This window comes from Enterococcus sp. DIV0546 (assembly GCF_051712785.1).
GTDB lineage: Bacteria > Bacillota > Bacilli > Lactobacillales > Enterococcaceae > Enterococcus > Enterococcus faecalis.
This window is the reverse complement of record NZ_JBIOPO010000001.1, coordinates 1,607,710-1,627,405: the sequence shown is the minus strand read 5'-3', so window position 1 is coordinate 1,627,405 and position 19,696 is coordinate 1,607,710. Positions and strand designations below refer to the sequence as shown.

22 protein-coding genes and 1 pseudogene are annotated in these 19,696 nt (G+C 35.1%); 14 read left to right on the top strand and 9 right to left on the bottom strand.

Translation table 11 applies throughout. The features are described from left to right. Positions 1 to 93 precede the first annotated feature (93 nt). On the bottom strand, positions 94 to 999 hold the full coding sequence (locus IGJ24_RS07945) for a polysaccharide deacetylase family protein (protein ID WP_289865409.1): 906 nt from the start codon (positions 997 to 999) through the stop codon (positions 94 to 96). Between the two features lie 223 nt (positions 1,000 to 1,222). On the opposite strand from IGJ24_RS07945, the gene yqeK reads away from it, so the two are divergent. The 3 genes and pseudogenes from yqeK to IGJ24_RS07930 all read left to right on the top strand — a co-directional run bounded on the left by yqeK (position 1,223) and on the right by IGJ24_RS07930 (position 3,697). After that, positions 1,223 to 1,801, top strand: a complete 579-nt coding sequence (gene yqeK, locus IGJ24_RS07940; protein ID WP_289865410.1) for a bis(5'-nucleosyl)-tetraphosphatase (symmetrical) YqeK — start codon at positions 1,223 to 1,225, stop codon at positions 1,799 to 1,801. A gap of 90 nt (positions 1,802 to 1,891) precedes the next feature. Then, a pseudogene (locus tag IGJ24_RS07935) lies at positions 1,892 to 2,585 on the top strand (DUF4767 domain-containing protein); the annotation flags it as partial. A 359-nt stretch (positions 2,586 to 2,944) separates the two neighbouring features. After that, positions 2,945 to 3,697, top strand: a complete 753-nt coding sequence (locus IGJ24_RS07930) for a DeoR/GlpR family DNA-binding transcription regulator (protein WP_002374588.1) — start codon at positions 2,945 to 2,947, stop codon at positions 3,695 to 3,697. Positions 3,698 to 3,737: 40 nt separating this feature from the next. On the opposite strand, the gene IGJ24_RS07925 is transcribed toward IGJ24_RS07930, so the two are convergent. The 3 genes from IGJ24_RS07925 to IGJ24_RS07915 all read right to left on the bottom strand — a co-directional run bounded on the left by IGJ24_RS07925 (position 3,738) and on the right by IGJ24_RS07915 (position 6,034). Next, positions 3,738 to 5,141 (bottom strand): PTS galactitol transporter subunit IIC, encoded by a 1,404-nt coding sequence (locus tag IGJ24_RS07925; RefSeq protein ID WP_002357183.1) that lies wholly within the window; start codon positions 5,139 to 5,141, stop codon positions 3,738 to 3,740. 94 nt (positions 5,142 to 5,235) lie between these two features. Continuing rightward, entirely contained in the window at positions 5,236 to 5,538 is a 303-nt protein-coding gene (locus IGJ24_RS07920; protein WP_002357185.1) for a PTS fructose transporter subunit IIB, read from the bottom strand. 1 nt (position 5,539) lies between these two features. After that, positions 5,540 to 6,034 (bottom strand): PTS sugar transporter subunit IIA, encoded by a 495-nt coding sequence (locus IGJ24_RS07915; protein WP_002397416.1) that lies wholly within the window; start codon positions 6,032 to 6,034, stop codon positions 5,540 to 5,542. Positions 6,035 to 6,256: 222 nt separating this feature from the next. Between IGJ24_RS07915 and lacA the strand changes: the two genes are divergently transcribed. Both lacA and lacB read left to right on the top strand, forming a co-directional pair. Next, complete coding sequence (gene lacA, locus IGJ24_RS07910; RefSeq protein WP_002357188.1) at positions 6,257 to 6,685, top strand: galactose-6-phosphate isomerase subunit LacA; 429 nt, start codon at positions 6,257 to 6,259, stop codon at positions 6,683 to 6,685. A 25-nt stretch (positions 6,686 to 6,710) separates the two neighbouring features. After that, positions 6,711 to 7,226: a galactose-6-phosphate isomerase subunit LacB gene (lacB, locus tag IGJ24_RS07905; protein ID WP_002374591.1), complete on the top strand. Its 516-nt coding sequence runs from the start codon at positions 6,711 to 6,713 to the stop codon at positions 7,224 to 7,226. 245 nt (positions 7,227 to 7,471) lie between these two features. On the opposite strand, the gene IGJ24_RS07900 is transcribed toward lacB, so the two are convergent. Continuing rightward, the gene (locus IGJ24_RS07900; RefSeq protein WP_002371945.1) at positions 7,472 to 7,759 is read right to left on the bottom strand and encodes a hypothetical protein; all 288 of its coding nucleotides are present in this window, start codon (positions 7,757 to 7,759) and stop codon (positions 7,472 to 7,474) included. Between the two features lie 580 nt (positions 7,760 to 8,339). On the opposite strand from IGJ24_RS07900, the gene IGJ24_RS07895 reads away from it, so the two are divergent. Genes IGJ24_RS07895 through IGJ24_RS07880 form a run of 4 tightly spaced genes read left to right on the top strand, consistent with a single transcriptional unit; the run spans position 8,340 to position 11,027 of the window. Continuing rightward, positions 8,340 to 8,786: a PTS sugar transporter subunit IIA gene (locus tag IGJ24_RS07895; protein WP_024041531.1), complete on the top strand. Its 447-nt coding sequence runs from the start codon at positions 8,340 to 8,342 to the stop codon at positions 8,784 to 8,786. Between the two features lie 14 nt (positions 8,787 to 8,800). Continuing rightward, positions 8,801 to 9,298 carry a PTS system mannose/fructose/N-acetylgalactosamine-transporter subunit IIB gene (locus tag IGJ24_RS07890; RefSeq protein ID WP_289865411.1) on the top strand — a complete coding sequence of 166 codons (498 nt, stop codon included), beginning with the start codon at positions 8,801 to 8,803 and terminating at the stop codon, positions 9,296 to 9,298. A gap of 33 nt (positions 9,299 to 9,331) precedes the next feature. Further along, a complete protein-coding gene (locus IGJ24_RS07885; protein ID WP_002357194.1) occupies positions 9,332 to 10,183 on the top strand; it encodes a PTS mannose/fructose/sorbose/N-acetylgalactosamine transporter subunit IIC in 852 nt (283 codons plus the stop codon). Continuing rightward, complete coding sequence (locus IGJ24_RS07880; RefSeq protein WP_025190088.1) at positions 10,158 to 11,027, top strand: PTS system mannose/fructose/sorbose family transporter subunit IID; 870 nt, start codon at positions 10,158 to 10,160, stop codon at positions 11,025 to 11,027. The genes IGJ24_RS07885 and IGJ24_RS07880 overlap by 26 nt, the downstream gene beginning before the upstream one ends. Before the next feature lie 203 nt (positions 11,028 to 11,230). On the opposite strand, the gene larD is transcribed toward IGJ24_RS07880, so the two are convergent. From larD to larA, 4 genes are read right to left on the bottom strand one after another with little or no spacing between them, the layout of a single operon-like run. Further along, entirely contained in the window at positions 11,231 to 11,941 is a 711-nt protein-coding gene (larD, locus tag IGJ24_RS07875) for a D/L-lactic acid transporter LarD (RefSeq protein ID WP_002357197.1), read from the bottom strand. Between the two features lie 14 nt (positions 11,942 to 11,955). Beyond that, positions 11,956 to 13,230 (bottom strand): nickel pincer cofactor biosynthesis protein LarC, encoded by a 1,275-nt coding sequence (gene larC, locus IGJ24_RS07870; protein ID WP_002401400.1) that lies wholly within the window; start codon positions 13,228 to 13,230, stop codon positions 11,956 to 11,958. Continuing rightward, positions 13,227 to 13,970 carry a nickel pincer cofactor biosynthesis protein LarB gene (gene larB, locus IGJ24_RS07865; protein WP_024041534.1) on the bottom strand — a complete coding sequence of 248 codons (744 nt, stop codon included), beginning with the start codon at positions 13,968 to 13,970 and terminating at the stop codon, positions 13,227 to 13,229. The genes larC and larB overlap by 4 nt, the downstream gene beginning before the upstream one ends. A gap of 37 nt (positions 13,971 to 14,007) precedes the next feature. Beyond that, positions 14,008 to 15,282 carry a nickel-dependent lactate racemase gene (larA, locus tag IGJ24_RS07860; RefSeq protein WP_024041535.1) on the bottom strand — a complete coding sequence of 425 codons (1,275 nt, stop codon included), beginning with the start codon at positions 15,280 to 15,282 and terminating at the stop codon, positions 14,008 to 14,010. A gap of 159 nt (positions 15,283 to 15,441) precedes the next feature. On the opposite strand from larA, the gene IGJ24_RS07855 reads away from it, so the two are divergent. The 5 genes from IGJ24_RS07855 (at position 15,442) to larE (ending at position 19,545) form a co-directional block, all read left to right on the top strand. Next, on the top strand, positions 15,442 to 16,098 hold the full coding sequence (locus IGJ24_RS07855) for a Crp/Fnr family transcriptional regulator (RefSeq protein ID WP_002361998.1): 657 nt from the start codon (positions 15,442 to 15,444) through the stop codon (positions 16,096 to 16,098). An 18-nt stretch (positions 16,099 to 16,116) separates the two neighbouring features. Then, the gene (gene cbiM / locus IGJ24_RS07850) at positions 16,117 to 17,103 is read left to right on the top strand and encodes a cobalt transporter CbiM (RefSeq protein WP_002361997.1); all 987 of its coding nucleotides are present in this window, start codon (positions 16,117 to 16,119) and stop codon (positions 17,101 to 17,103) included. Then, positions 17,103 to 17,888: an energy-coupling factor transporter transmembrane component T family protein gene (locus IGJ24_RS07845; protein WP_289865412.1), complete on the top strand. Its 786-nt coding sequence runs from the start codon at positions 17,103 to 17,105 to the stop codon at positions 17,886 to 17,888. Before cbiM ends, IGJ24_RS07845 begins: the two co-directional genes overlap by 1 nt. A 1-nt stretch (position 17,889) precedes the next feature. Beyond that, positions 17,890 to 18,603 carry an ABC transporter ATP-binding protein gene (locus IGJ24_RS07840; protein WP_002361995.1) on the top strand — a complete coding sequence of 238 codons (714 nt, stop codon included), beginning with the start codon at positions 17,890 to 17,892 and terminating at the stop codon, positions 18,601 to 18,603. 105 nt (positions 18,604 to 18,708) lie between these two features. After that, complete coding sequence (larE, locus tag IGJ24_RS07835) at positions 18,709 to 19,545, top strand: ATP-dependent sacrificial sulfur transferase LarE (protein WP_202564829.1); 837 nt, start codon at positions 18,709 to 18,711, stop codon at positions 19,543 to 19,545. Positions 19,546 to 19,696: the final 151 nt, after the last annotated feature.

Genomic DNA, 19,696 nt, shown 5'->3' with positions numbered 1-19,696 from the left:
TTGCTCAGCAAGAGGGTGTTTTTGTGTGTAATTAAACAGAAAATCAACATTGACTAAGACCAGAAATGCTTTCTTTAGTTGTTCCGAGTTGCTCTAATATAAGACACCAAATTGATAACCATTTGCTTGATAAAACTCTATTAATTGTGGCAATGCTTGTTTTGTTAATTCCTTATCTACTGAATCATGCATTAAGACTACTCTAATATTATAATCTGGATAAACCTCAAGTGAATGTTGATGGAAAGCGAGCATTTCTGCGACTGTAGTAGGCTGTCTGTCTAACGGCTCCGCATCCCCAACCATCGCATTCCAGTCAATCCAATGGATGCCAAGTTGTTTGAATAATTCATCAGATTTTTCTGTACCTCCCCATGACATATGACCTCCTGGGTATCGCCAGAGAGTTGTTTGAAATGTTTCGCCCAATATTTTTTTAAGCGAGTTCTCCATGGTTGCTATTTCCGCTTGTATTTCTTCAGTGTTGACAATCCCGTTTGGATATAACGTTGCATAATCATGAGTTGAACTATGAAAGCCTATTGAATGCCCTTCTGCAACTTCGCGTTTCACTATGTTTTGATTTTCGGAAGTTAGGGTATTTCCTACAAGAAAAAAAGTTGCGTGGACGTTATACTTTTTTAATGTATCTAGGACTTGTGGGGTTATTTGATTATTAACGCCATCATCAAAAGTCAAGAAGACTAATTTTTCATCTTTGTAAGGTTCTTCTCCAGTTATATATTTTCTGATTTTGTCTGCTGAGTAAGCATATTGTTTTGATGAAATAGTCATGTGTGTTGATTCCTTTTCTAACTTGGTCGGGGAATCTTTTTTTGCAGTTGAATTTTTAGTCAATGTCTGCACAGTATCATCATTTTTACTTGTTATCTTGGGTTGAGTTAAAGGGAACGTTTGAATGAAAACAAGAACAATGAGGATTAACGCACTAAATAATACATACCCGTTTATTTTGAATTTTCTTTTCTTATGTCGCATACTTTCACTCCTCTTTGGTTAATGAAAAAGTTAAAAAATACACCTCCACGTTATACAAAATTGAACGTCCTATTAGTTATAGACGAATTTGAGGACCAAAAAGTTTCAATTTTTTCAATTTAGTTAGTTGTTTATTTAATAAAAAATAAAAGGTTGCTAGAGGATGAAAGGAGTATACTTTATTTATCTAGAAGAGTAATCGGAATGAGAAAGGGCTGTGGAAATGGATCATCAACAGGTGTTGAAAAATGAAATTAAACAATATTTAGTGAGTAAAAACTGTGAGAAGACGTATTATCATTGTATGGAAGTTGGAGAGTATGCCTATCAACTCGGTGAAAAATATTTAACTAGTCCAGAAAAAGTAAGTATTGCAGGATATTTACACGATATCTCTGCGATTTATCCAAATAATCAGAGAATTAATGTCGCACAAAAATATGGGATTGAATTAAACGAAGCAGAAATGGCCTTTCCAATGATAATTCATCAAAAAATTTCTAAGTCTATTGCGAAAATGGATTTTGGTATTGAAGACAATGAAATTTTATCAGCTATTGAATGCCATACAACATTGAAGAAAAACTATTCGGACATAGATTTAGTTTTGTTTGTCGCTGATAAAATAAAGTGGGATCAAGAAGGTAAACCACCATACTTAGATGGTTTATTACAAGCTTTAAATTGTTCTTTAGAAAATGCCGCATATTTCTATATTGATTATATTTTGAAACACGATATTAAAGTTGTGCATCCTTGGTTATGGGATGCTTACAATCAACTTAATTTGACAATTAAATAACAAATAAATATAGCCGTTTTTAGTCGAGTTTTGCTGGTGAGAAAAGGGGAAAAATAGTACAGTATTCTTGTCAGAAAGAAGGGATTCCCAATGAAAAAAATAATCTTGATAGGTCTTTTATTGAGTATTTTATCAGGATGTTCTTCCAACAAAAATGGCGACAGCACTGCAAGCAAGCCGACAGCAACATCAGAAATGAAAGCACCTACTACCGTTAACAGTAGCCAAGCGAGTCAAATGAGCACGGAGTCAAAATCTAGTACAACTCAAAGTAATTCTTCTGCTTCTACTAAAACTGAAAATCAGTTGTGGTCTGTGCAAAAAAAAGGCACAACTACAACAATTTATGGCTGATTGGGGGCAACGGATGAACCAAACGTATAAAGAATATACACCAGGAAATTCAATCAATTTTAATGGTGTTCAAGCGCCTGATGGTCTAGTAGGAGAGGTTACTATGCAACCAGCGATTGGTCAGCATCCCATTTATTTAGAATGGTCTGAAAATGGACAAGTGAAGGATGGATATGCGTTAGTTGCTGTTTACTCTGATGCAGAAACGCAACCAGAAATGCAAAAGCATTTGTATTTATTCACCATCGTTAACAATCAGCCCTTAGTTTTAGTGACGATGCAAAATCAAGGAGATCCTTATGGCTATCTGTATTTTGGAGCAACAGATAATGCAGAGTTGAGGGCTGGCTTTGAAAAAATTGTAGGTACCCCGTCAATTACTAAAGAACAAATCCCCGATATTTCAGTCAATCCGTGGTCTTCAAAAAAAGTTTTAAGGACTTTGAATCAGTAATAGGGGAAATACATCGTTTACTTAAACATAGGCAAAGGCAGGTTACTTACCTTTTTATAAGTAACCTACCTTTGCCTATGTGCTATTTTTTGGGATAGAGGTGCTCAGAGTAGGGGATGTTTTTCTGGGAAGTTTTTATGCTAGATCTCTATTTAACTAGGCTCAAATAGATCTAAATCAATCGTTGGAGTGATATCTGTTTATATAAAGATAGGCTAAATCGTCAATTTTTTACAAATCGTCGTTCATGTTAAAATAAATGGAGAAATGTTTTAGTATTCATAGTAAGTATTTTATCGTAGAATAAAAGATATACTAACAATGGAGCGATGAAAATGCTAAAAGAAGAAAGATTAAATGCGATAGTCTCTCTAGTAGATCAAAAAGGGGCAATCAAAGTTACTGAAATTATGGAACGATTAAATGTTTCGGATATGACTGTTCGTAGAGATTTGACAGAATTAGAAGCAGCGGGGCGTTTAAAACGAGTACATGGAGGAGCTAGCAGTTTAAATACATATCGTCCACATGAATTGTCTCATGCTGATAAACAAATTATTAATAGTGTTGAAAAAAAAGAAATTGTCCAAAAAGCATTAAGTTTAATTCACGAAGAAGAAACTATCTTCCTAGGACCAGGAACAACTATTGAACTTTTGGCCGAGGCAATGGAATTTAAACATTTAAGAGTAGTAACAAACTGTTTGCCTGTGTTTGAAACGTTAAGTAAAAAAAAGAATGCGTTAACCATTTATTTAATTGGTGGAGAAATGCGACTTTTAACTAAATCTTTTTTTGGCGAAATCGCTAATAAAGCATTAGAAGAAATGCATTTCCATAAAGCATTTTTTAGTTGCAATGCGTTAAAAGATAATAAAATTATGACAGCCACTATTGAAGAAGGACAAACACAAGCAATTGCATTAGATAACTCAATAGAAAAATATTTGTTAATGGATACTTCTAAAGTAGAGAAACAGGATTTTTATTCTTTTTATCAATTAGAAGAAGTGACAGCGGTAGTTACAAATAAAGATAAATTTGACACATCTAAAGTATTGGAAAAAGTTGTCAGAGTGATCTACTAAAAAGAAGAGGTGCATCTGCACCTCTTCTTTTTAGTTCCCCTTATTGAGCTTTTTGAGCATAAATAATATTTCGCTTCTTCATTTGTTTTGCATACCAAATGAAAATCAGTAGATAGGCGACTAGCGCCAGACATGCGTATAAAATAAATTCGAGTTGACCTTGTGATGCATTGCCGACTAAGTATCCTAAGAATTTTTCCATTGGCCCTTCCATGGTAGTATGTGAAATTAAAGTATTATTATTTAGACCCGCTGGGAAAGCACCAACTTTTTTTGCGGTTTCGGTAACGAACGGTGCAATTAGGGTACCAGACCATAAGAACAAAGGTAATTCGATTGCTCCAATGATAATCATTCGGATGAGTTTACCTCTTGTAACTACTAGTAGAGCAGGGGTTACACCCATTGCAATAATTCCGCCAAGTGGTAAAAGTTTGTTGCCAGGTAGGACAATGGCTTCTAATAGCATAATTGGAGCCAATACGTTAGCTGCTGCCCAGATTTCAGCACGACCAGCTAAGAAAGGCCAATCTAAACCAATATTAAGTGTACGTCCTTTTAATTTATTCGAAGCAAAATCAGTGATACCTTGTGATAAAGGCTCAACTGCAGCGATAAACCAAGTTCCAATTAAAGAGAATAGTTCCAAACAGACTGCAGCCGTAAAGGATAGAGAAAAAATTTGCGTGGGTGTTTGGCCAGCTAAAAGACCCACAAAAATCCCTAAGTAAATCCCGATGGCAAATTTTGATCCCCAAAAGCCAATTTTACTATTCAATTTGGCAGCGTCAAAATCGTATTTATCTAACCAAGGGAAAAGCTTATCAAAAATTTTATCAAAAACCATAATGATTGGGTTCATCATATAGTTCATATGCGTGGTAGTCATAGGATTGGTATCTGGGGCGTTAAGTAAATCGTTAAACGTTGGTTTCATTAAGTCAGAATTGATAATTTTTAAAACACCTATGAAAATAACTAAGATTGTTGCAATTATTAAGTTTGCGCCACAAAAAATAGCAAATAAACCAACAATCGATAGATGCCAAATATCGAAAATATCCACATCTAATGTGTTTGTTTTATTTAGAATTAACATAATGACATTGACAATCACCATAATTAAAAGAAAGTAAAGGGTGTAAGGAGATCCCCAAGTGATGGTGGCTAAAGGTGCCCAACCAACATCGGTAATATTTAAAGAAATTCCTGTACGTTCTACGAAAGAGGCCATTGCATCTGAGAAAGCAGTAGTTAAAATTCCTATAATAGCACTGATACCAGTTAAAGCAATTCCTAGTTTAAGACCACCTTCTAATGCGCGAGTGGGTTTTACCTTAAAACAAAGGGCAATCAGTGTTAAAACAATAGTCATTAAAGGAGCAGCACCTAAATCAATTAAAGGTTTAAAAATTGTATTTGCTAGGTCAATAATCGTATTCATTTATTTTCTCCTTCATAAGCTAAGATAACAAAATTTTTATCTTAGTTTTGTTATTGTTGACAGTGAAGCGTAAGTAATTAGTCTGAAAAGGAAATCATTTGTTTAAAGAGTGAATGATACTTTCCATTTGTTGATAAACAGGTTCAGCCATTGCTGGAATTCGATAAAGAATTGCGCCTGCATCAACTACAGGAATCGTGATTGGGAAACCTAAATCTGTTTTGGCGATTTGGGCGAAAATATCATAGTGGGATAGCATCTCTTGATTAATATCTTTAATCATTACCGCATCGCAAGAAACTTGGTAGCCTCTTTTAGATAATTCTGTTTCTAATGCAGATTTGATTTGATGGCTAGAGTTTACCCCAGCCCCACATGCAGCTAAAATTTTAATCATGTTAAATCTCTCCTTTAAAATTTTTTTGTAAAAAACGATAAACTTCTTCTTTATCTTCATATTGAAAAAAAGCCAATAGTGATGAACGGTCTGTCGTGTTAATAAAATCCATGATAGTCGCTAAAAGACCCGTTTGTTCAATACCGTTTTCATTTAAAATCATGAAAAGAAAGGAAACAGAGAGCGTTTCATCTGGGATAATCATGTTATGAAATGATAAGGATTGTTTCAATTTAATCGGGATAATTCTTGTCGTCCGTACAAAGGTACTTTCGGTATGCGGAATGGCGATATTCGGTAGTGCAGGATCAATCGGTGTTAAACTTAAACCAGTCGGATAGTTGTGTTCTCGTTCCAATAAATTAGTTAGAAAATCAGGTGTAACTAATTTCTTTTTTAACAAGTCTAAATAAACTTCTTCAAAAACTTCTTCTTGTGTTTTTTTGTTTGAAATATAGGTAGTATCTAATGAAAAAATCGATGTTTTAATAACCATAGAACCCCTCGTTTCTTTAATATATTATTATTTATTTACAAGTATAATATAAAACGCTTTCAAAAAGATGTCAACACAATATTAAACAATAATAAACAAAAAAGAAAATAAATGTTGAATAAAGTTCGATATTGTTTTATTATGTTTTCGAGAAGGGGATTTGAGTTTAAAGAAAGGGACAGAATTTTAATAGTAGATACACGAGGTAAGGAGGGAAACAAAATGCGTGTCATACTTGGTTCAGATTTAGATGGAATAAAATTAAAAGCAGAAATGAAACAATACTTATTGCAAGAAAAAGTTGAGGTAATCGATAAAAGTGAAAGTGCTTCGGAAGACTTTATAGAAGCAACGCTTGCTGTTGCTCATGAAGTTTTAAAGGATACTGAAAGTTTAGGAATCGTTTTTGATGGTTATGGGGCAGGTAGTTTTATGACTGCTGCTAAAATTAAAGGAATGATTGTCGCTGAATTGTCAGATGAGCGTTCTGCATATATGGCGCGAGAACACAACAATGCTCGGATGATCACGGTGGGCGCAAAAATTGTTGGAACGGAACTAGCCAAAAACATAATAAAAGAATTCTTAACAGGTCATTATGCAGGCGGGCGTCATCAAATACGTGTAGATATGTTAAATAAAATGGCTTAACAAATAATAGAAAGGAAGCGTTTTTATGAAAATTGCCATTGGTTGTGATCATATTGTGACGGATACCAAAATAGCAGTTTCTGATTTTTTGAAAGCAAAGGGATATGAAATTTTAGATGTAGGCACGTATGATTTTACTCGAACTCACTATCCTATTTTCGGAAAAAAAGTGGGAGAAGCCGTAATGAGCAATCAGGCTGATTTGGGTATATGTATTTGCGGAACAGGCGTTGGAATTAACAATGCGGTTAACAAAGTGCCGGGTATCCGTTCTGCTTTAGTTCGCGATATGACTACAGCGTTGTATGCGAAAGAGGAATTGAACGCAAATGTTATTGGTTTCGGTGGGAAAATAACAGGAGAATTCTTGATCTGTGATATCGCTGCTGCTTTTATTGAAGCACACTATCATCCAACAGAAGACAACGAACAACTAATTGAAAAAATTAATCAAGTTGAAAAACAACATCCAGAACAACAAGATGCGCACTTTTTCGATGAATTTTTAGATAAATGGCAACGAGGAGTCTATCACGATTAGTACGTAATCAATGAAGGTTATTTGAGAAAGTGGTCTTAAATAATAATCATTGGTATTTGAGTTAAATTCCCCTTCAGTAATTTTTATTGCTGTTTTAACGTAGCACTGTAAAGAGCATTATTAAGAAAAAGAAGTAACAAAGGAACAAATTTAAGGCTATACAGGTAACCATAAAAAGTACACGATTTCTTTTCTCGTGTACTTTTTATGGTTTTACTGCTTGTTTTATTTTAGTAATTATTTTTCTATAAAAATAGTCCCAGAATTATTAAAATAATCCCGATAACTAAACTGCCGATGCCAGAAGCCATACCATATTTTTTACTTAGATGTATATCAGTAGTATTTTTAGGGATCAAGTTTGAGAAAAAATAAAATTTTTTTACCAAGATTAGATATGCAACAAGTAAAAGTAATAATCCTAAGAGAAGATAACTAAGATTTTCAGCTAATAAATCTAGATGAGCTAATAATAATATCCCCAAAAAGAGACCTACCAATCCATATTTCATCGTTTTTTCTTTTGCTGACATATAAATATCCCTACTTTACTTTTTAATTTATTAAGAGCATAAAACCATAGATTCGATATAAGTTCATTTTGTTGTATCCAAAAGAGGATGACCTGGAATGACCTATATAATTAGAAAATTGGAGTGATATATAGTTATTTTACCATAGCTTAAATGAGTTGATTAACTCCGAATAATGTACAACTATATACACCTATTGTGGGTGGAATGTGTGTTGGGACTTTGCTAACCTAATAGTTGAAAAAATGAATCAATAAATTTAGAAAAGGGACTATTCAAAAGCAACTTTTTTGGGAATTGCTATATTATTTATTTTTTTAAGCGTAATCAACTAAATGTTTTTATGGATAAAGAAAGTCATTGTTCCTTGTCATCAAGCTACAACAGCAAAATTCATTAGAACTTTTTTAGTGAATGACTTTAATTTTAGAAAGGTACTGTTGTTAAACATTCATGCTATCAAAGGAGTGTGAGGCGAACGAAGCAAGTATTTTCATTTTATAAAAGTTGTATTATGGACTCTTAAAAAGAGGTGATTTAAAAAAATTTGAAGTGGAAATGTTAAGAAAGGTGAGAGGAAATGACTTATTTAGTTCTGGTCAGTCATGGCGATTTTGCTAGAGGGTTAAAAAATTCATTAGGGATGTTTGCTGGCGATGAGATAGAGACAGTCAGAGTGTTTGGCTTACAACCTGGTGAATCTACCGATAATTTTGGTAAGCGGTTTCTTTGTGAAGTTGAAAAATTACCGCAGGAAACGAGGCTAATCGTTTTGGCTGATATTGTAGGCGGGAGTCCACTTGCTACTATTTGTAAAGTATTAGATAAGCAAAAAATGCTAGAAAATTCTCTGATTGTTGGAGGAGTGAATTTTCCAATGGCTTTAAATGCGCTTCTATTGAAAGAAACTAGTGAATTATCTGATTTGAAAAAAATGATAGTAGCAGATGCTTGTCATGGCATTAGAGAGTTAACTGTAACTGAAGACGATGTAACTGAAAACGATATAACTGAAGAGGATATCTAAAGGAGAAGATGAACATGTCAATTTCTTTTGTTCGAATCGATGATCGAATGATTCATGGCTTAATTACTTTACGTTGGACTAAAGAAATGCCTTGTGATGGCATTATAGCTGTGAATGACAAAGCAGCAAGTAACCCTATTTTAAAGGAAGCTTATAAAGCAGCTGCACAAGATAAAAAAACCTTTATTTGGACAATGGCGCATTTTTTTGATGTAAAGGATAAAGTATTAGCGTCTAAGTCAAAATACTTTTTGATTACAAAGAGCCCTTTGGATATGAAAAAAATTTTGGTGGATTGGCATTTTGTTCCAAGTGAAGTAAAAATGATTAATGTTGGACCGGGGAATGACCGCGAAGGGACAATTAAATTAGGGGATAACCAATCCTTTACAGCAGAAGAAGCAGCGGCTTTTGAAGAAATTGAAAAGGCTGGTTACAAAGTGGATTTTGCCTTGTTACCTGATCAACGAATGGGTTCTTGGGCGCATTTTAAAGCTAAATTTGGTTACTGATTCTAGAAGTTTTGAAAAGAGGAGAGTAGTATTATGACAATCAACTGGATACAAGCGGCTATTTTAGGCCTATTTGCTTGTCTTTGTTCAAATTCTTGTATGGCTGGACAAGCGGTGGGAAATTATACGATTGGGCGTCCTTTAGTCGGCGGATTAGTTTGTGGCATTATTTTAGGAGATTTAAAATTAGGAATCGCTTGTGGCGTAGCGATGCAATTAGTTTACATTGCTTTAGTCACACCTGGAGGAACAGTGTCTGCTGACGTGCGGGCAATTTCATATATCGGGATTCCTTTGGCGATGGTGGCGATTTCGACCAAAGGGTTAGATCCACTTGGCGGCTCTGCAGCCGACCTGGCTAAATCGGTCGGCACATTAGTTGGAACGATCGGAACGGTATTATTTTATTCTGTTGCCGCGTTAAATTTAGTTTGGCAATCGTTTGGTTGGAAAGATATAAAAAAAGGCAAGCTTGATCATTTATATGCCATTAATTTTGGTTGGCCGTGGATTTCTCATCTACTTTTTTCCTTTTTGCCAACCGTGATTTTAACCTATTTTGGGGCTACGGCTGTTACAGCAATGAGAGATGCATTACCTATGGATGGTCTTGCAATGAAAACGCTTTTTACTGTAGGTGGCATGCTTCCGTGTGTGGGAATTGCAATTTTGTTACGTCAAATTGTTAATAAGAACATTGATTTTGTCCCTTTTTTTGTAGGGTTCACATTAGCTGCTTCATTAAAACTTAATTTAGTCTCAATAACGATTATTGCGCTTCTTTTTGCTGTAATTTTTTATAAAATTGCTTTGATTAAAAACAATACTAAACTGGTTGATTCAACAGGAAGTCTGACGAATGATGATGAAGAGGAGGACATATGAGATGGAAGAGTTGAAAGCAAATAAATTAGATCAAAAAACGTTAAAGCATTCTTTTCATTTATGGTTTTGGGGAGCGTTAACTTGTTTTTCACAACAGCATATGCAAACGTTCGGCTATCTTTCTTCAATGCTTCCTATTATCAAAAAACTTTATCCAAAACATGAAGACCAAGTGAAAGCCATTCAAGCATATACAGCTTTTTTTAACACAAATCCAATGCTTGGAACGGTCATTGTTGGTGTGACTGCTAGTATGGAAGAGGCTAGAGCAAGTAAGAATGAAATTGATGGAGAAACCATTAATGATATGAGGGCAGGATTAATGGGGCCAATTGCAGGGATTGGTGATTCATTAGTTGATGGTACCTTGATTCCTATCTTGTTAGGAATTTCCTTAGGAATGTCCACGGGCGGTTCGCCAATTGGTGCCATATTTTATATTATTGTTTGGACGTTAATTTCCTATTTTGGCCAACGCTTTTTGTATTTTAGAGGCTATCATTTTGGTGATAAAGCAGTAAGTTTCTTAGTTGGGAAAGAAGGAGCCGCCGTTAGAGTTGCTATCGGAGTTATTGGTAGTATGGTTGTCGGTGGGGTCCTTGCATCTTGGGTAAATGTGACTACTTCTTTTAAATTAATAGGTGCTGACGGAAAAGTTTTCCTTAAACTGCAAGATAAAATTGACAGTATTTATCCAGGACTATTAACGATACTTGTTACCTTGTTTTGTTGGTGGTTAATGTCAAAAAAACATGTTTCCGCTATTTGGACGATGCTTATTTTAGTTGTTATTTCTCTCGTTGGCGTTTTATTAGGTGTTTTCAATCCAGGATTAACTTACTGAACAATCACCAAAAAGGACTCTAGCTGTTAGAGCAAACTGACTTTTGCAGAAAATCGATGACGAAAAAGCTAATAAATTAAATTCTTACTCTCTAAGACACAGAAAAAATCTTGTGATTAAAATAAAAATATATAAAATAGAAGAAATTTAGAGACTAGCTTCTATTTTATATATTTTTTTGTTTTAGAAATTTAGTTGGTTTATTAGAATTTTAGGAAAAATTTTACGAAAAGTGTCGCGAAAATGGCTCCTAAAAACGGTGCAGTTCCGGGAACAATCAAACCATATTGCCAATCATTATTGGTTTTATTTTTGATTGGTAAAAGTTGATAGGCGATACGAGGACCTAAATCACGTGCTTGATTCATTGCGAATCCTGTAGTACCACCTAGCCCCATGCCGATTGCCCAAACAAGCAAACCAACAGCAATGGGTAGTTGTGTTTCGTAGGAATGTGCAATCGCTAAAATAGATGTTAAAAAAATGAATGTTGCAAAAGTTTCAACAAAATAGTTTCTTGGTAAATTTCGTTGGTTCGGATTTGTAGAAAAAATATTACGAATAGCGATTGGATCGACACTATCGGCGGATAGCTTGAAATGATCAGCATACATAATATAAACAATGACGGCGCCACAAATGCCGCCTAACATTTCAGCGATGACATAGGGAATGAAGTAAGACCATGGAATCATTCCTAAAATAGCTTGAGCGAGGGCCATTGCTGGATTAATACAGACTCCGCCAAAGACGAACAGAACAACAGAGATTCCAAAAGCCCAAGTAGTGATTGCAAACATGTGACCAGAACCAGCGTATTTTGTTCGTTTTAGGACATCGTCGCAGTGAACACCTACCCCAAATACGATCATTAATGCAGTTCCCATAAATTCTGATAAGATATGATGAAACATAAGATAAAGCTCCTTTAATCAATAGTTTTGTTATTTAATGTTTGGACGAGGCGATAGACTTCCTCAATTGTAAAATTATATTGTTTAGCAATTCGTTCACAATCTTGGTATTCAATAGACTCTTTCAATAGGCCATGATAATGATTTTTTTTAATATGGACCTTACCAAAAGGTGTTTCCAAGATTTTGAAAGAACGGTCCATCACACTACGTTCCATTGTTTGAAAACGCATACCAATTGTAGAAGTATGTTTAAAGAGTAGTTCTGTAAAATATTCTTTTTCCTCTGTTGTTGTTAAAACCGTTAATAGAATGGCACTTCGGTTTTTTTTCATATGAATGGGCGTGAAAAAAACATCTAGAGCACCATGCTCCAATAATAGATCCATTGCGTAACCTAACTGTTCAGGTGTTTGATTGTCTATATTTGTTTCAATTTTTAAAACTTGGTCATGGTGTTCTGTCCTCTTTTTTTTACTATGTGTTTCAGTAAAGATCGATCCTCTGAGGGCATTGAACTTGCCTGTTTCCCGTTTGCCGAATCCGTAACCTATTTTTTCAATTAATCGTTGTTCTGGTGCGACAAATAGAGGACTAAGTTCTTTAAAAATAGCTAAGCCAGTCGGTGTGACAAGTTCAGTTTTTATCTCAAAGTCTTGTTGAATGATTAAATTCGTTTCTTTACGTAATTCCATCACCGCGGGAACTGGTATTGGCATGACTCCATGGGCAATTGTGATAGTACCACTTCCATCTGTAATTGGCGTTGAATAGACTTGTTCAATCTCTAACTGTTCCCATAGGATAAAAAAGCCAACGATGTCAACAATTGAATCAATTGCTCCGACTTCATGAAAATGAATAGTGTCAATTGTTTGTTGATGAACAGCAGCTTCAGCTTTTGCAATGTCATAGAAAACATTTTTACTATGTTTTTTTACAAAATTGGACAAGTCGCTTTTTTCAATTAATGTATAAATATCTTTTAAATTTCTAGAATGGCTATGATGATGTGCATGTTCTTTCGTTTCATGATGTTCATTTTCGTGGTGAGGAGAGAGACTGTGTTTTATACCGTAATCCTTTTTTCCATGTTGTAGGAGAACATCGAAATCTGTTCCGTAAATACAACTTTTAGCAATTCGTTGGGCTTGAATGGTGAACCCATCGATGGGAAGTTTTTTTAATTCGATTAACAGTTTGTTTAAATCCCCGCCTAAGTCAAGCAACAATCCATTTAACATATCACCACTAAGACCAGAAAATGGTTCTAAAAATAAGCTTTTCATAGTGAAGACTCCTTTATTTGATTAATCATACTTGCATTATAAGCGGCACCAAACCCGTTATCTATGTTGACTACACTAACGCCAGAGGAACAACTATTTAGCATTCCTAAAAGAGCAGTCAGTCCTTGGAAATTGCTGCCGTAGCCTATGCTAGTAGGGACGGCAATCACTGGCACGCTAACTAGTCCGCCTAGCACGGATACCAGTGCGCCTTCCATGCCTGCAATCACAATAACCACCGAAGCCTGTTGAATCTCATCTAGGTGAGCGAACAAACGATGAATGCCAGAAACGCCTACATCATAGATACGTTTTATTTGATTCCCGAAAGTTTCTGCAGTGATTGCTGCTTCTTCAGCAACGGACATGTCTGACGTTCCAGCAGTAACTATCGCAATATAGTTTTTTGTTGTAGTCTCCATTTGGTTGATAACGAAACAACGTGCAAGTTCATAGTAGGTTCCATGAGGAAAGTTCGACTCTAAAGGTTGGGCTTTTTGTTGTGAAACGCGAGTAACTAGGATTGTATTGTTTTCTTTTTTTAAGCTATTGATAATTTTGATGAGTTGCTCAATTGTTTTCCCTTCCCCATAAACGACTTCTGGATACCCAGTTCTTTCTTTACGCTGCGTATCAATTTTTGCAAAGTCTAATTCGCAAAAGCCATTTAATTTGTTTGTTGCTTCTTCTAAAGATAATTTTCCCTCTTTAAAAGCTCCTAAAATTTCTTTCGGTTGCATAATACAACGCTCCTTATTCCTGATTTCTCAAGGATCATTATTCTACAATGACAGACAAGCCATCTCGAATCACAGTCACTTTTGCATTTAGACCTTCTCTTTCAAATGCTCGCTCTAATGCTTCATCAAACGTTTTTGCTATTTCCATATGCATCGAAGTGATAAGCTCAGGATCAACAAGATCTGAAACAAAAATTATATGATGATGAACTAAAATTCGCGCTAAAATTTGCGAAGTCCATTGATCTGGCACGGTTTCTAATCGTGGTGTATGGATGGCTGCTTCTAAAAATTCGTTTGGATTTTTAACATTGGCAATATTTTCATAAAAACCTTCACCACCGTGACCATCACGACACCCAGCGACCATAATAATGACACCGCCGTCTTTATTGGTTGCTTCTGCAGCGGTCATCCCTTTAACTGCTTGATAAATGTTTTGATCAAGTGGAAATCCGCCGTTCGTTGAAACCGCAATGTCGCAAGGTATTTTTTTGACACGGGCAATTTCTTTTACAAAGTTACAACCAACTTTATGCGCTTCAACCATATCGCCTGCAAAGGAACCAATAATTTTTTTGTCACCATCTAAAACGACATTAACAATAAAAGCTAGATTCGCTTTAGCGGCAGCGTAGACCATGTCATTATGAATCGGATTATCCGTTAAATTTCCTGTCCGTGAGTTGGAGGAATCAATAAATTCTCCAGAATGGTTAGCCATGATGGTTTTATAAGAAGCAATTCCAGGTAAAACAGATTTACGTCCACCAGAAAATCCTGCAAAAAAGTGTGATTCAATAAACCCTTCGGCCAGCAGTAAATCTGCTTCTGCTGCAATGCGATTAATGATACAATCGCCCCCTGAAGGTAGTTGACCGATTTTGACCATTGAGGAATCATCAGTAGAGATATGCATAACGATTTCTTCATTCTCTACGATCTCTTTACCATATTTATTAATCAGTTCTTCTCGTGTAGAGGGGCGATGAAAGCCTGTAGCAACTAAAATCCGGATTCTAGCTGTTTTGTTCACTGAACGAATTCTACGCAAAATAATTGGGGTGATAATATGTGAAGGAACGGGACGTGTGTGATCGGAACTAATAAGGACAATGTCTTTTTTACCCTTAGCTAATTCTTCTAATGGAAGGCTTCCAATAGGATTGTCCAGCGATTTTTCGACTGTTTCTTTCTCGGTATATGGATTTGAAAAATGTTCAGCTTTTGATTCGAGAAGCCCAATAAAATTTTTATCGGGAATTCTTGCAGTAATCATTTTCTTGTCATAAGGTAGGTTAATTTCTACCATAGCAATCATCTCCTAAGTAATATTTTACGAGACTAAGTATAATGAAATTTAGGAATCACACAGTCCTTATTGTGGGTAACATTTGCTAACAAAAGGTTGGTGAGAGTGTTTATAATAGTTAACGAATCAAACAGAAACTTAGTCAAAGGAGTGACAATTATGGAGTCAGATTATCTTACAGCTTTCTTAGATAGAAAGAAGACGCCGATTATCAAAAAAAAACGCCATACTTATCTCGCTTATCATGGATTGGAGGAAGCGTACACCTATGTATTAAAGAAAGGGGTCGTTAAGACGAGTATTATTTTAAAGGATGGACGAGAATTTAATCTGTCGTATATTGTGTCTCCTGACATTATTTCATTGTTACGTGATGAAGTATCAAATTATACATCTGCTCCTTTTAATATCCGCATTGAGTCGGAAGAGGCTAGCTTTTATCGGATACCAAGGACTGTATTTTGGGAATATGTTAGAGAAGATGCTGTTCTTCAAGATTATGTACGGGATTACTACCGAGCAAAATTATCGGAGAGTATTAGTTCCTTACAGAATATGACAATGAATGGTAAGAAAGGGGCTGTTTGTACTTTTATTTATCAATTAATTGATTTGTTTGGTGTACAGACAGAGGAAGGAATATTAATTGATTTTCAAGTAACTAATGAGGATATTGCGGGGTTTTGCGGGATTTCAACGAGAAATAGCGTAAACCGAATTATCCATGATTTAAAAGAGGAAAAAGTCATCGATATCAAAAAACAAAAAATTGTGATTTACGATCAAAGTTATTTAGCTGATTATATTGATCGATAAGATAGGAGTCTGACGAACATGCATATTCCAGAAAATTATTTAAGCCCACAAACTTGCGCAGTGATGGGCGCGATTATGGTACCTGTCTGGTACCGCGCGGTAAAAAAAGTTGACGTTCAAATTAAATTAAAAAAAGATACAGGGACCATGTTAGGGATTTCCTCCTCCTTGTCATTTTTAATAATGATGTTTAATTTGCCAGTACCTGGTGGAACAACTGCGCACGCTGTTGGGGCTGTTCTCATCGCATTATTGATGGGACCTTGGGCCGCGACGCTGTCTGTTTCGGTGGCTTTACTATTACAGGCTTGTTTATTTGGTGATGGTGGTATATTAGCTTTTGGTGCAAATGCCTTTTCTATGGCGTTTGTGATGCCATTCGTGGGATATGGAGTTTATAAGCTAGTTACGCGTGTAAAAAAATTTGAAACAATGGGTCTTTTCTTAGCTGGGTATCTTGGTGTAAATGTTGCGGCATTTTCTACTTCTGTATTATTAGGTATCCAACCTTTACTATTCCATGAAGCGAATGGTACGCCACTTTATAACCCATATGGTCTTTCTATAACTATACCAGCAATGATGAGTGTCCATCTGTTAGTAATAGGAATTGTTGAAGGTCTCTTCACCGTGTGTGTCTATAATTTTGTAAAAAGTGTGTCAAAAGATGCAATTTTTATCGAAGAAAAGAAGAAAAGGACTCCGTTGTTGCGATTAAAGAGACTGTTATTGGTCATGGTAATTTTATGTCCATTAGGTTTGATTGATCATGCCACCGCTTGGGGTGAATGGGATTTATCTGAATTAGTTAAGAATTTAAAACAGAATCATTTGCCTGCGGTACAACCAAAAGGTATGGTGAATGGTTTTTCATTTCATGCACTTTTCAGTGATTACTTTATTCCAGGACTGCCATTAGCACTTGGGTATATTTTAAGTGGCGTAACAGCCATAATCGTTTTTTTACTCATTTTTCGTTTATTTAATGGAAGAAGGCAAAGTTGATGCCTGAATGGATGAAAGAATCTTCCACGTCCTTTGAACCTAATAAAAAAGAAACCTTTATACTTAAAAATCGAAAAGGAATCCTTTTTTTATTAAATAAATTTCAGGTGAGCGGGAAACGCAATAAGACTATTCTCAGTGATATACACCCAGCAATTCAACTGATCAGTACTTTTTTACTAATTGTTTTAATCAGCACTACACAAAAAGTTCTTGTTTTGTGGCTCGTAGGCATCTACCTAGGCATGTTACTTTTAGTTGAAAAACCAACTATTCTACGAAACATTGTCAAAAAAGCTAGTATCCTCATTTTGATGCCGCTGATTATCTATTTACCGATCTTTTTTTTAGGTCAATTTAGTTTATTATTTATTGTTCATTTGTTTTTTTTAGCCATAGCGATTAGTCAATATATGGAAACAACCAACATGAATCAATTTATAGCAGCATTAAAAATCTTTCATTTTCCGAATATAATACTTTTACAATTAGATATTACGATTAAATATATCTTTTTCTTTGGAAATCTCTTAATCCAACTGCTTGCCGCTGTAGAAGCTAGAGCAGTTGGTGGGAATATCCAGTTGAGTACGGGTAGTAATTTAATCAGTCTTATTTCTTTAAAATCTTTTACGTATGGGAAAAAGTTGGACATGGTGATGGAAGCAAGAGGATATACTGGTCAATATTATCGAGTAAAGCAACCATTAAAAACGAAAGATTTTTTGGTTAGTATTGTCTATCTTTTATTTTTCGGGGGGTTGCTTTATTTAGGGAGGAACTAATATGTATCGAGTAAATCATTTGGTTTATCGCTATCAAACGAAGCCTGTTTTTTCGCCTTGTAATTTGGAAATAGCCAGAGGAGAATATCTGGTTTTGATGGGAGATAACGGCAGTGGCAAATCCACTTTTTTAAATTTGCTCGCAGGTTTTTTAAAACCTTCCGAGGGAACGATTTATTTTATGGAACAATCATTAACGGCCTGGAAAAAAGACCCTATTCATAAAAAGAAGTATTATGCTCATTTGGGTATATTATTTCAAGAGACGGACACACAATTATTTAATGCAACAGTTTATGACGAATTGGCATTTGGCCCTAGACAGCTCCAACTATCTGAGCATGAAACAGCAAAAAGAATTAATGATTGTTTGAATTTATTAAAAATTACCCATTTAAGCAATCAAGTGCCTTATCAATTATCGGGCGGAGAAAAGAAAAAAGTGGCTTTTGCTAGTCTGTTAGTAATGAATCCAGACGTGTATTTATTAGATGAGCCGTTTGCTGGGTTGACAAAAGAATCGGAAAAATTATTTAAAAAGATAATAAAAAATCTGCATCAACTTGGTAAAACAATTATCCTTTCCACCCATGACTATTTGAGTATTTGCGAGGAAGCTGATTCCATTTTATTGTTTGATTCGGCTGTTACAAGGTACTCAAAGGAAGAGATAGAAGCCAATGCTAACTTGTTACAACATTTAAAACGGTATTAAGTGTACAAATATTGACAATAATTGATACTATGAATCGTGATTTTTTCTAATGTGGAGATGTCTATAATTAATTATGTAAAAGAAAATCAATAGGAGATGGTTTAAATGTCTGTCATGAAAACGAAAGAACAAAATTTAGTTCGCGAATTACAAAAAATGGATAAGTTGGCTGTTGCATATTCAGGTGGAATTGATAGCTCTTACTTGCTAAAAAAAGCTTTGGACACTTTAGGTTCTGAAAATGTACTTGCGGTTGTTGTAAATTCAGAATTATTTTCTGATGATGAGTTTGATAAAGCGGTCGATTTAGCTAATGGATTGGGAGCAAATGTGTTAGGCCTTGAAATGAGCGAATTAGCGGATGATAGAATCGTTGCAAATAACCCTAATAGCTGGTTCTACAGTAAAAAATTATTATATAAAACTATTCGTTCGGCTATTCAGAAAGAGGGATTTGATGTTCTTGCCGATGGGATGATTATGGATGATAATACTGACTTTCGTCCTGGATTAAGAGCAAGAGATCAAGAAGGGGTCATCAGTCCGCTACAACAAGCTAAATTATATAAAATTGAAATACGTCAACTTGCTAAAGACGCAGGTATTTCCAATTGGAGTAAAGTTGCCTCATGTAGCATTGCTTCAAGAATTCCTTATGGCATTAAGTTAACACGCTCAGCTATTGATCAAGTATTTGCTAGTGAAAAATATTTACGGGAAATAGGTTTTCCAATTGTCCGTGTCAGAGCACATCATGATTTAGCACGGATTGAAATTCCAGAAGACAAACTTTCTCTGTTATTAGAAAACAGAGAAAAAATTGCAGATTATCTTAAAAAACAAGGATTTAATTATGTAACTTTTGACTTAGAAGGATTTAAATCTGGCCGAATGAATGATATCCTCACAGAAACTGAAAAAAAAGTTTTTTGTGAATGTTAGAGAGATAAGTTTATAAAATTGAGTCGGTGTAACGGAGTCAGGACAGGGGTATTCCGTTACAAAAACCAAGTTTTCTGCTCGATTAGATCGGTTGTTTTCATTGATTACTCTGCCAGTAGATTATCAACTTTTAAGCCTAGGAAAAATTCCC